This window comes from Vibrio neptunius (genome assembly GCA_019339365.1).
GTDB classification, from domain to species: Bacteria; Pseudomonadota; Gammaproteobacteria; order Enterobacterales; family Vibrionaceae; genus Vibrio; species Vibrio neptunius.
Genome location: CP079859.1, coordinates 760,894 through 773,545, shown reverse-complemented (window position 1 = coordinate 773,545; position 12,652 = coordinate 760,894). Strand labels below are relative to the sequence as shown.

The window sequence follows — 12,652 nt, the reverse complement described above, 5'->3', positions numbered from 1 at the left end:
ACGCAAATGCGCTTAAAGATGGTGGAGCTAAGCAGGATCGAACTGCTGACCTCCTGCGTGCAAGGCAGGCGCTCTCCCAGCTGAGCTATAGCCCCATCAGGTGTTGATACTGTGTGCCAATTCTTCTGGGAGGAAGATTGGTGGGTCTGAGTGGACTTGAACCACCGACCTCTCGCTTATCAGGCGAACGCTCTAACCACCTGAGCTACAGACCCAGTATCGTCTCTTAACGTGTATAAACGTATCAATCTGTGTGGACACTCATCATGAGTAATCATCGTATAAGGAGGTGATCCAGCGCCAGGTTCCCCTAGCGCTACCTTGTTACGACTTCACCCCAGTCATGAACCACAAAGTGGTGAGCGTCCCCCCGAAGGTTAAACTACCCACTTCTTTTGCAGCCCACTCCCATGGTGTGACGGGCGGTGTGTACAAGGCCCGGGAACGTATTCACCGTAGCATTCTGATCTACGATTACTAGCGATTCCGACTTCATGGAGTCGAGTTGCAGACTCCAATCCGGACTACGACGCACTTTTTGGGATTCGCTCACTTTCGCAAGTTGGCTGCCCTCTGTATGCGCCATTGTAGCACGTGTGTAGCCCTACTCGTAAGGGCCATGATGACTTGACGTCGTCCCCACCTTCCTCCGGTTTATCACCGGCAGTCTCCCTGGAGTTCCCGACATTACTCGCTGGCAAACAAGGATAAGGGTTGCGCTCGTTGCGGGACTTAACCCAACATTTCACAACACGAGCTGACGACAGCCATGCAGCACCTGTCTCTCAGTTCCCGAAGGCACAAGACTGTCTCCAGTCTCTTCTGAGGATGTCAAGAGTAGGTAAGGTTCTTCGCGTTGCATCGAATTAAACCACATGCTCCACCGCTTGTGCGGGCCCCCGTCAATTCATTTGAGTTTTAATCTTGCGACCGTACTCCCCAGGCGGTCTACTTAACGCGTTAGCTCCGAAAGCCACGGCTCAAGGCCACAACCTCCAAGTAGACATCGTTTACGGCGTGGACTACCAGGGTATCTAATCCTGTTTGCTCCCCACGCTTTCGCATCTGAGTGTCAGTATCTGTCCAGGGGGCCGCCTTCGCCACCGGTATTCCTTCAGATCTCTACGCATTTCACCGCTACACCTGAAATTCTACCCCCTCTACAGTACTCTAGTCTGCCAGTTTCAAATGCAATTCCGAGGTTGAGCCCCGGGCTTTCACATCTGACTTAACAAACCACCTGCATGCGCTTTACGCCCAGTAATTCCGATTAACGCTCGCACCCTCCGTATTACCGCGGCTGCTGGCACGGAGTTAGCCGGTGCTTCTTCTGCAGCTAACGTCAAATGATGCCGCTATTAACGACACCACCTTCCTCACTGCTGAAAGTACTTTACAACCCGAAGGCCTTCTTCATACACGCGGCATGGCTGCATCAGGCTTGCGCCCATTGTGCAATATTCCCCACTGCTGCCTCCCGTAGGAGTCTGGACCGTGTCTCAGTTCCAGTGTGGCTGATCATCCTCTCAGACCAGCTAGGGATCGTCGCCTTGGTGAGCCATTACCTCACCAACTAGCTAATCCCACCTGGGCATATCCTGACGCGAGAGGCCCGAAGGTCCCCCTCTTTGAGCCGAAGCTATTATGCGGTATTAGCCATCGTTTCCAATGGTTATCCCCACATCAGGGCAATTTCCCAGGCATTACTCACCCGTCCGCCGCTCGACGCCGTTATCTCCACCCGAAGGCTTTGATAACTCGTTTCCGCTCGACTTGCATGTGTTAGGCCTGCCGCCAGCGTTCAATCTGAGCCATGATCAAACTCTTCAATTTAAGATTTTGTCGGCTCAATGAATACTGAACATTACATAAAGTAATGTTTGAATTGACTGTGCTGAATCCGAAGATTCAATGGTCACTTCGTATCATTGAAACCTAATTTGATACCGAGGTATCTAATTGGATTATCATCAACGAGTGCCCACACAGATTGATAGGTTTATATTGTTAAAGAGCTGTGCTTTCAGTACCTTAGCACCTAAGCAGGACGCGTATATTACGCGACTGACTGTTGAAGTCAACATAAAACTCTAAACTTTTTTAGAATCTTATGGTGACTTGTCTACACAGTAGACAAAGTCGCTATTTTGTTTTCATTTTTCTAAAAAATGAAAGTAAATAGAAGCCTGGCGATGTCCTACTCTCACATGGGGAAGCCCCACACTACCATCGGCGCTATTGCGTTTCACTTCTGAGTTCGGCATGGAATCAGGTGGGTCCACAACGCTATGGTCGCCAAGCAAATTCTTTAATTCGGAAAGCTGCTTTCTCTTATACTAAGAGCGTGTTCTCTACACATTCAATCTGTTCTTGCTTTGAGTCCATCAAAACCCTTTGGGTGTTGTATGGTTAAGCCTCACGGGCAATTAGTACAGGTTAGCTCAACGCCTCACAACGCTTACACACCCTGCCTATCAACGTTCTAGTCTCGAACAACCCTTTAGGACCCTCAAGGGGTCAGGGAAGACTCATCTCAGGGCTCGCTTCCCGCTTAGATGCTTTCAGCGGTTATCGATTCCGAACTTAGCTACCGGGCAATGCCATTGGCATGACAACCCGAACACCAGAGGTTCGTCCACTCCGGTCCTCTCGTACTAGGAGCAGCCCCCTTCAATCTTCCAACGCCCACGGCAGATAGGGACCGAACTGTCTCACGACGTTCTAAACCCAGCTCGCGTACCACTTTAAATGGCGAACAGCCATACCCTTGGGACCGACTTCAGCCCCAGGATGTGATGAGCCGACATCGAGGTGCCAAACACCGCCGTCGATATGAACTCTTGGGCGGTATCAGCCTGTTATCCCCGGAGTACCTTTTATCCGTTGAGCGATGGCCCTTCCATTCAGAACCACCGGATCACTATGACCTGCTTTCGCACCTGCTCGAATTGTCATTCTCGCAGTCAAGCGGGCTTATGCCATTGCACTAACCTCACGATGTCCAACCGTGATTAGCCCACCTTCGTGCTCCTCCGTTACTCTTTGGGAGGAGACCGCCCCAGTCAAACTACCCACCAGGCACTGTCCTCAACCCGGATAACGGGTCTAAGTTAGAACATCAACACTACAAGGGTGGTATTTCAAGGACGGCTCCACCGATACTGGCGTACCGGGTTCAAAGCCTCCCACCTATCCTACACATGTAGGGTCAATGTTCAGTGCCAAGCTGTAGTAAAGGTTCACGGGGTCTTTCCGTCTAGCCGCGGGTACACTGCATCTTCACAGCGATTTCAATTTCACTGAGTCTCGGGTGGAGACAGCGTGGCCATCATTACGCCATTCGTGCAGGTCGGAACTTACCCGACAAGGAATTTCGCTACCTTAGGACCGTTATAGTTACGGCCGCCGTTTACCGGGGCTTCGATCAAGAGCTTCGACTTACGTCTAACCCCATCAATTAACCTTCCGGCACCGGGCAGGCGTCACACCGTATACGTCATCTTACGATTTTGCACAGTGCTGTGTTTTTAATAAACAGTTGCAGCCACCTGGTATCTGCGACTCTCAATAGCTCCATCCGCGAGGGACTTCACCGTCAAGAGCGTACCTTCTCCCGAAGTTACGGTACCATTTTGCCTAGTTCCTTCACCCGAGTTCTCTCAAGCGCCTTGGTATTCTCTACCCGACCACCTGTGTCGGTTTGGGGTACGATTCCTTACAATCTGAAGCTTAGAGGCTTTTCCTGGAAGCATGGCATCAATGACTTCACATCCGTAGATGCTCGACATCGTGTCTCAGCCTTAGAGAGAGCCGGATTTACCTAACTCTCAAGCCTACGCACTTGAACCTGGACAACCGTCGCCAGGCCCACCTAGCCTTCTCCGTCCCCCCATCGCAATTGTAAGAAGTACGGGAATATTAACCCGTTTCCCATCGACTACGCCTTTCGGCCTCGCCTTAGGGGTCGACTTACCCTGCCCCGATTAACGTTGGACAGGAACCCTTGGTCTTCCGGCGAGGGGGTTTTTCACCCCCTTTATCGTTACTCATGTCAGCATTCGCACTTCTGATACCTCCAGCAAGCTTTACAACTCACCTTCAACGGCTTACAGAACGCTCCCCTACCCAATACATAAAATGCATTGCCGCAGCTTCGGTTTACAGCTTAGCCCCGTTACATCTTCCGCGCAGGCCGACTCGACTAGTGAGCTATTACGCTTTCTTTAAATGATGGCTGCTTCTAAGCCAACATCCTAGCTGTCTAAGCCTTCCCACATCGTTTCCCACTTAGCTGTAATTTGGGACCTTAGCTGGCGGTCTGGGTTGTTTCCCTCTCCACGACGGACGTTAGCACCCGCCGTGTGTCTCCCGGATAGTACTTACTGGTATTCGGAGTTTGCAAAGGGTTGGTAAGTCGGGATGACCCCCTAGCCTTAACAGTGCTCTACCCCCAGTAGTATTCGTCCGAGGCTCTACCTAAATAGATTTCGGGGAGAACCAGCTATCTCCAGGTTTGATTGGCCTTTCACCCCTAGCCACAAGTCATCCGCTAATTTTTCAACATTAGTCGGTTCGGTCCTCCAGTTGATGTTACTCAACCTTCAACCTGCCCATGGCTAGATCACCTGGTTTCGGGTCTATATCCAGCAACTCGACGCCCAGTTAAGACTCGATTTCTCTACGGCTCCCCTAGATGGTTAACCTTGCTACTGAATATAAGTCGCTGACCCATTATACAAAAGGTACGCAGTCACACCACGAGGGTGCTCCTACTGCTTGTACGTACACGGTTTCAGGTTCTATTTCACTCCCCTCACAGGGGTTCTTTTCGCCTTTCCCTCACGGTACTGGTTCACTATCGGTCAGTCAGTAGTATTTAGCCTTGGAGGATGGTCCCCCATATTCAGACAGGATATCACGTGTCCCGCCCTACTCGATTTCACCTAAAATGCGCTGCCGGTTACGGGGCTATCACCCTGTATCGCAGACCTTTCCAGAACTTTCACCTGACGCATTAAAGGCTTAAGGGCTAATCCAATTTCGCTCGCCGCTACTTTCGGAATCTCGGTTGATTTCTTTTCCTCGGGGTACTTAGATGTTTCAGTTCCCCCGGTTCGCTTCATTACCCTATGTATTCAGATAATGATACCTGCTTATGCAGGTGGGTTTCCCCATTCGGAAATCCCAGACTCAAATGGCTTTTACTGCCTAATCTGGGCTTATCGCAAGTTAATACGTCCTTCATCGCCTCTGACTGCCAAGGCATCCACCGTGTACGCTTAGTCACTTAACCATACAACCCCAAAGGGTCTTACGGTCAAACAACCAAAGTTGTCTGCAATTATTTAAACATGATGCAGACTCGATTTTGCCGGACTCAAATATAAACATCGCAAGGATGTTTCCAAGAACACTTGAATGTGTGTTGGTACCTAAATCTCTCTTTATTTAGAGAAAGTTAGGATTTGAGAACTTTTCAATGAATAACAACGCATCTCATAGAGATGGGGATTGTTGTTATTCGTCAGCTTTCCAAATTGTTAAAGAGCTAATCACTTCTCATGAAGTAACCATTTTTAAAAGCACTTAAATAAATGCACTTAAAGATGGTATCCCGTAGGGGAGTCGAACCCCTGTTACCGCCGTGAAAGGGCGGTGTCCTAGGCCTCTAGACGAACGGGACACTAAGTTGAAGATATTGGGATATCTTCGTTCTCTTAAACTACATAAACCATCAATCTGTGTGGACACTCATCGTGAGTAATCATCGTATAAGGAGGTGATCCAGCGCCAGGTTCCCCTAGCGCTACCTTGTTACGACTTCACCCCAGTCATGAACCACAAAGTGGTGAGCGTCCCCCCGAAGGTTAAACTACCCACTTCTTTTGCAGCCCACTCCCATGGTGTGACGGGCGGTGTGTACAAGGCCCGGGAACGTATTCACCGTAGCATTCTGATCTACGATTACTAGCGATTCCGACTTCATGGAGTCGAGTTGCAGACTCCAATCCGGACTACGACGCACTTTTTGGGATTCGCTCACTTTCGCAAGTTGGCTGCCCTCTGTATGCGCCATTGTAGCACGTGTGTAGCCCTACTCGTAAGGGCCATGATGACTTGACGTCGTCCCCACCTTCCTCCGGTTTATCACCGGCAGTCTCCCTGGAGTTCCCGACATTACTCGCTGGCAAACAAGGATAAGGGTTGCGCTCGTTGCGGGACTTAACCCAACATTTCACAACACGAGCTGACGACAGCCATGCAGCACCTGTCTCTCAGTTCCCGAAGGCACAAGACTGTCTCCAGTCTCTTCTGAGGATGTCAAGAGTAGGTAAGGTTCTTCGCGTTGCATCGAATTAAACCACATGCTCCACCGCTTGTGCGGGCCCCCGTCAATTCATTTGAGTTTTAATCTTGCGACCGTACTCCCCAGGCGGTCTACTTAACGCGTTAGCTCCGAAAGCCACGGCTCAAGGCCACAACCTCCAAGTAGACATCGTTTACGGCGTGGACTACCAGGGTATCTAATCCTGTTTGCTCCCCACGCTTTCGCATCTGAGTGTCAGTATCTGTCCAGGGGGCCGCCTTCGCCACCGGTATTCCTTCAGATCTCTACGCATTTCACCGCTACACCTGAAATTCTACCCCCCTCTACAGTACTCTAGTCTGCCAGTTTCAAATGCAATTCCGAGGTTGAGCCCCGGGCTTTCACATCTGACTTAACAAACCACCTGCATGCGCTTTACGCCCAGTAATTCCGATTAACGCTCGCACCCTCCGTATTACCGCGGCTGCTGGCACGGAGTTAGCCGGTGCTTCTTCTGCAGCTAACGTCAAATGATGCCGCTATTAACGACACCACCTTCCTCACTGCTGAAAGTACTTTACAACCCGAAGGCCTTCTTCATACACGCGGCATGGCTGCATCAGGCTTGCGCCCATTGTGCAATATTCCCCACTGCTGCCTCCCGTAGGAGTCTGGACCGTGTCTCAGTTCCAGTGTGGCTGATCATCCTCTCAGACCAGCTAGGGATCGTCGCCTTGGTGAGCCATTACCTCACCAACTAGCTAATCCCACCTGGGCATATCCTGACGCGAGAGGCCTAAAAGGTCCCCCTCTTTGAGCCGAAGCTATTATGCGGTATTAGCCATCGTTTCCAATGGTTATCCCCCACATCAGGGCAATTTCCCAGGCATTACTCACCCGTCCGCCGCTCGACGCCGTTATCTCCACCCGAAGGCTTTGATAACTCGTTTCCGCTCGACTTGCATGTGTTAGGCCTGCCGCCAGCGTTCAATCTGAGCCATGATCAAACTCTTCAATTTAAGATTTTGTCGGCTCAATGAATACTGAACATTACATAAAGTAATGTTTGAATTGACTGTGCTGAATCCGAAGATTCAATGGTCACTTCGTATCATTGAAACCTAATTTGATACCGAGGTATCTAATTGGATTATCATCAACGAGTGCCCACACAGATTGATAGGTTTATATTGTTAAAGAGCGTTCTTCTTTTGTGATTAACTTCACTTCGGAAGAGGCGGCTATTCTAGCGTTTTAAGTTTTAGTGTCAACCACTTTTTTTAAAACTTTTTTCTTAAGCGCTTCCGCTTGGCTAGTTAACCTATCGACTTCGCTTGAACCCTTGTGAGCCCTTGCCCTGTCGACAAGGAGGCATTATAGAGATCGACATCACATTAGCAAGCGTTATTTTAATAAAATTGCAAAAATAACATTTAAACGCTGAATTTTCGCTCAAAGCCTTATTTATCCAACTTTACCCCAATATAGCGAACACCATACCCACAGGGTTATCCACAATCGCTATTTTTTCAGGCAAAATAAAAGGCCGCATTGCGACCTTTCCTCTTATTATAGAAGAGCAGACTAGATGCCTGAGCCATCTTGCTCGCTGTCATCTTCATGGAGCCCACATTCTCGTTTAAGGCCGAAGAACCGAGTTTCTTCTTCACTCATTCCTGGCTCCCATTTCTTGGTTGTATGAGTGTCTCCAATGGATAAGTACCCTTCATCACGTAACGGATGATACGGCAAGCCATGCTGTTCTAGATAATAGTGAACGTCTTTGTTTGTCCAATCGATGATAGGCAGAAACTTAAACACGCCATTTTGAATCGTCAGAATTGGCAGGTTTGCTCGAGACTTAGATTGCTCACGGCGCAATCCTGAAAACCAAGTCCCCACTCTAAGTTCATCCAAAGCGCGACGCATAGGTTCCACTTTGTTTAAGCGATTGTACTGTTCAATTCCCTCTATACCTTGCGCCCATAGTTTTCCATAACTTGCCTCCTGCCATGCCGCACTCTGCTTTGCACGATAGACTTGAAGGTTAAGGTTCAGCTTTTCCGTAAGGTCATCAATAAACTGGTAAGTTTCAGGGAAGAGATAGCCAGTATCTGTCAATATGACCGGGATATCAGGCCTAGCCTCCGTGACTAAATGCAGCATCACCGCTGCCTGAATACCAAAGCTTGAGGAAACAGCGTGTGTTCCTTCCAGATTTTCTATCGCCCAGGAGACTCTTTCCTGAGCCGTTAGCTTTTCGAGCTCTAAATTAATTTCCGCAAGACGGAGAGTCTGCTCCGTCTTTGTTGCCGTTAAGAGCTCTGCTAACTTCAGTTTTGAAGCCACGGAGTTAAGCATAAAAGTCCCTCTTAGAAACGAACACTTCATCGATAATGCCAGCTCTGATCGTGAAGTCACCAAAGCACTCACCGTCGGTACGCTCTTTGGCCCATCGACCGACTAGCTGATCGATCTCTTCTAGGATCTGTTTGTCTGTGATGTTTTCTTTATACATCTTAGGTACGCGCGTACCGCCACGATTACCACCAAGGTGCAAGTTGTAACGGCCAGGTGCTTTACCTACCAGACCAATTTCCGCCAACATCGCACGGCCACAGCCATTCGGACAGCCTGTCACACGTAATATAATGTTGTCTTCTTCCGGCAGGCCGTGTTTCTTGAGAATGTCTTCAACGTCCGTAACAAATTCTGGCAAGAATCGTTCAGCTTCAGCCATTGCCAACGGACAGGTTGGGAACGCAACACAAGCCATTGAATTCTTACGCTGCTCACTAACGGTTTCATCCATCAAACCGTGTTCAACAGCGATTTTCTCAATTTTCGCTTTATTGCTTTTTGAGACTCCTGCAACAATCAGGTTCTGGTTCGCCGTCATGCGGAAATCCCCTTTGTGGATTTTCGCTATCTCAGCCACACCTGTTTTAAGAGGCTTACCCGGATAATCCAGCAAACGACCATTTTCAATAAATAGAGTCAGGTGATGCTTTCCGTCAATCCCTTCGACCCAGCCGACTCGGTCGCCACGTTCAGTAAATTCATATGGACGGCTTGCTTCAAACTCTACCCCAGCACGCTTCTCCACCTCTGCTTTGAAAACATCACTGCCCACTCGATCAAGCGTGTATTTAGTTTTGGCATTTTTACGATTCGATCGGTTACCCCAATCACGCTGGGTAGTAACGACTGCCGCTGCAACATCTAGCGTTTTCTCAAGAGGGATAAATCCAAAATCATCGGCACGTCTTGGGTAAGTAGAGGTATCGCCATGAGTCATGGCTAGGCCACCGCCCACCAATACGTTAAAGCCCACCAGCTTGCCATCTTCAGCAATCGCGACAAAGTTAAGGTCATTCGCGTGTACATCGACATCATTTTGCGGTGGTATCACAACGGTCGTTTTGAACTTACGTGGCAAGTAGTTGCTACCCAGAATTGGTTCATCATCCTGAGTAGTTTCTACTTTATCGCCATCCAACCAGATTTCTGCATACGCTTTAGTCTTAGGTAAAAGATGCTCACTGATTTTCTTCGCCCACTCGTATGCTTCTTGGTGTAGCTCCGATTCAACCGGGTTTGTAGTACACAATACATTACGGTTCACGTCACCCGCTGTTGCAATGGAGTCAATACCAATGCTATTAAGCGTCTGGTGCATCAGCTTGATATTTGGTTTTAACACACCGTGAAACTGAAACGTCTGACGCGTAGTTAGACGAATACTTCCATACAAAGAGTGTTCTGTTGCGAACTTATCAATCGCTAACCACTGATCTGGTGTGATAATACCGCCTGGCATACGTGCACGTAACATGACGTTATGCAATGGTTCCAATTTCTGCTTAGTGCGTTCATTGCGGATATCACGATCGTCCTGCTGATACATTCCATGGAAGCGAATCAGTTGGAAGTTATCTGCAGTAAAGCCGCCGGTGATACGATCTTGTAGGTCTTGTTCAATCGTGCCACGTAGGAAATTACTTTCTCTTTTCAGGCGCTCGTTATCTGCAAGGGGCCCTAACTCTTCGCCCAAGACAATCTGTTTATTATTTTCGGTAGAAGCACTCATTAGTAAACATCCCTTTGGTAACGTTTCGCTTTACGGAGTTCGTTGATAAATTCTTCGGCATCATCACGTGATAGTTTGCCGTGCTGCTCTACGACATGAATCAGCGCTTCATGGACATCTTTCGCCATACGTGTCGCATCACCACAGACATAGATGTGTGCCCCTTCCTGAAGCCATTGCCATACTTGTTCGGCGTTTTCCAGAATACGATGTTGCACGTAGACTTTTTCTGCTTGGTCGCGACTGAAAGCCACATCAAGACGATTAAGCAAACCTGACTTTAGGTACTTTTGCCATTCAACCTGATAGAGGAAATCTTGGGTAAAGGTGCGGTCACCGAAGAATAGCCAGTTCTTACCCTCTGCTTCTCGGTCATCGCGCTCTTGGATAAAGCTTCTGAACGGAGCGATACCAGTACCGGGGCCAATCATGATGACAGGGGTATTGTCATCTTGAGGTAGTTTGAAGTTATTGTTGTGTTCAACAAATACTTTAACTTCACCACCTTCCTCTAAACGATGAGAAAGAAAGCTAGACGCACCACCAAAACGCTTTTCATCTCCCTTATCATATTCAACAAGGCCAACCGTTAGATGGACTTCTTCGTCCACTTCACTCTGACTAGAAGCAATAGAATAGAGGCGAGGTGTCAATCGGCGCAGTAAACCGACCAATTCTTCAGCGGATAGTTTGGTTTTCTTCTCCGCCAGGACATCGACCACTTGGGTGTTGGTCGCGTATTCGCGTAACTTGTCTTTATCTTCCACCAGCTTAAGTAGTTTCTTGCTACCCGATAACTCTGCAAATTTGGCGACAAGTTGCGGGTTTGCTGACGTTATCTCGTACTTACTCACCAGCGCACTGTGGATGGAAATACTTTCACCATCAACATCGACACTTTCCACACCAGACAGCCCTGCTTTAGCTAAGACCGCATTCGCAAGATCTGAGCTGTTCTCGAACCACACACCAAGTGCATCACCCGGTTGATATGTCAGACCTGAGCCATCCAAATCGATCTCGACATGGCGGACATCTTTACCTGAATCCCGACCAGTAATCTTCTGGCTTGTGAGCAAGGTTGCGGTGTAAGGGTTTTGCTTGTTGTATTGCGAGTGGCCAGGTGCCGCTTGACCGACTGGCAGTTGAACGACTTCCGCTTCATTACCTGACGCTAACGCTTCTTTGACTTTATCCAGTGCGTTTTGACGCCACTCACTCGCAGGCGCTTCATAATCAACATCACAGTCAATACGTTCAATAAATGAGGTCGCGCCAAGTTTAGATAGGTAAGAATCGAAATCTTTACCTGTCTGACAGAAGAATTCATAACTCGAGTCACCCAGACTAATCACACCGTATTTCAGGTTTGGTAACTTAGGCGCCTTCTTAGACTGAAGGAATTCATGGAGCTCAATCGCATTATCTGGTGCTTCACCTTCACCATTAGTGGAGGCAACAATAATGACGTGTGTTTCCTTAGCAAGGTTCTTTCCTTTGTAATCGCTGGCATCAAACAGCTCAACCGCTATTCCTTGGGCCTTGGCTTCTTGTTCCAGAGCTTCAGCAACGCCTTTCGCGTTGCCCGTCTGAGAAGCAAAGATAATAGAAAGCTTACCTGCAGGTTTTACGGCAACAGCCGCAGCCGCCTGACTAATAGGTGCTGCAGCACCCGCTGTTTGAGGTTGAGCTTGAGATAACCCCCAAAAATAACCGCTGACCCACGCTAACTGTTGCGGTGACAGTTCTGAGACTGTTTGTTTTAGCGTATTCAGTTGTTGATCATTTAAAGGAGCAGCGATTGACGGTAGTTCTTGTGGTGTGTTTCCTTGAGAGGACACGTTCTTGTTCAAAGACATGGTCTCGACATCCCTATTCATTGCGTGATGATAGATTAACCACTCCCTTTAATAACAAGAAAGAATAGAAATGAATGTTTTATAACTTTTGGAATTAAAGAAAGCCGAAAGTTTAAGCAGGCCTGATTACTTAGCTTCGACACGTACCTGTCTGAACCCTACAGCCATTGCTGACTTTGAAGCTAAATCCAGATCAAGATAGTGGCACTCCTCCCCATGAGAGTCGGTTAACAACACAAAGCCGCCACGTGCATGACGAAACTCGACAATCCAGCTCCCTTCCTGCGCAGAAGGTTCAATGATGGCTTCAACTAACTGATTTTCTCGATAAAGATTTCTAAGTTCATTGATAGTCATAGGAATCCTTTCTCTGAAGTTATTGACAAGAACCCTTAA

General features: G+C 48.4%; 4 protein-coding genes, 3 tRNA genes and 4 rRNA genes. All 11 read right to left on the bottom strand.

Annotated features, from left to right (window positions below):
• Positions 1-19 precede the first annotated feature (19 nt).
• Positions 20-95, bottom strand: a tRNA-Ala gene (locus tag KW548_03750).
• A 43-nt stretch (positions 96-138) separates the two neighbouring features.
• A tRNA-Ile gene (locus KW548_03745) sits at positions 139-215 on the bottom strand.
• A 67-nt stretch (positions 216-282) separates the two neighbouring features.
• A 16S ribosomal RNA gene (locus KW548_03740) occupies positions 283-1,833 on the bottom strand.
• Positions 1,834-2,184: 351 nt separating this feature from the next.
• Positions 2,185-2,300 (bottom strand): 5S ribosomal RNA (gene rrf, locus KW548_03735).
• Between the two features lie 105 nt (positions 2,301-2,405).
• Positions 2,406-5,293: ribosomal RNA gene (locus KW548_03730) — 23S ribosomal RNA — on the bottom strand.
• Between the two features lie 314 nt (positions 5,294-5,607).
• Positions 5,608-5,683 (bottom strand) — tRNA-Glu (locus tag KW548_03725).
• Positions 5,684-5,772: 89 nt separating this feature from the next.
• Positions 5,773-7,326, bottom strand: a 16S ribosomal RNA gene (locus KW548_03720).
• Together the 16S, 23S and 5S rRNA genes with 3 tRNA genes alongside form the textbook arrangement of a ribosomal RNA operon.
• A gap of 565 nt (positions 7,327-7,891) precedes the next feature.
• Complete coding sequence (locus KW548_03715; GenBank protein QXX07181.1) at positions 7,892-8,668, bottom strand: phosphoadenylyl-sulfate reductase; 777 nt, start codon at positions 8,666-8,668, stop codon at positions 7,892-7,894.
• Positions 8,661-10,397 carry an assimilatory sulfite reductase (NADPH) hemoprotein subunit gene (gene cysI / locus KW548_03710; protein QXX07180.1) on the bottom strand — a complete coding sequence of 579 codons (1,737 nt, stop codon included), beginning with the start codon at positions 10,395-10,397 and terminating at the stop codon, positions 8,661-8,663. The genes KW548_03715 and cysI overlap by 8 nt, the downstream gene beginning before the upstream one ends.
• Complete coding sequence (locus KW548_03705) at positions 10,397-12,256, bottom strand: assimilatory sulfite reductase (NADPH) flavoprotein subunit (GenBank protein ID QXX07179.1); 1,860 nt, start codon at positions 12,254-12,256, stop codon at positions 10,397-10,399. The genes cysI and KW548_03705 overlap by 1 nt, the downstream gene beginning before the upstream one ends.
• A gap of 126 nt (positions 12,257-12,382) precedes the next feature.
• The gene (locus KW548_03700) at positions 12,383-12,613 is read right to left on the bottom strand and encodes a hypothetical protein (protein QXX07178.1); all 231 of its coding nucleotides are present in this window, start codon (positions 12,611-12,613) and stop codon (positions 12,383-12,385) included.
• Positions 12,614-12,652 lie beyond the last annotated feature (39 nt).

Excerpts from the sequence above, each read along its gene's own strand:
- KW548_03715 (QXX07181.1), bottom strand. The coding sequence starts at position 8,668 with ATGCTTAACTCCGTGGCTTCAAAACTGAAGTTAGCAGAGCTCTTAACG.
- cysI (QXX07180.1), bottom strand. The coding sequence starts at position 10,397 with ATGAGTGCTTCTACCGAAAATAATAAACAGATTGTCTTGGGCGAAGAG.
- KW548_03705 (QXX07179.1), bottom strand. The coding sequence starts at position 12,256 with ATGTCTTTGAACAAGAACGTGTCCTCTCAAGGAAACACACCACAAGAA.
- KW548_03700 (QXX07178.1), bottom strand. The coding sequence starts at position 12,613 with ATGACTATCAATGAACTTAGAAATCTTTATCGAGAAAATCAGTTAGTT.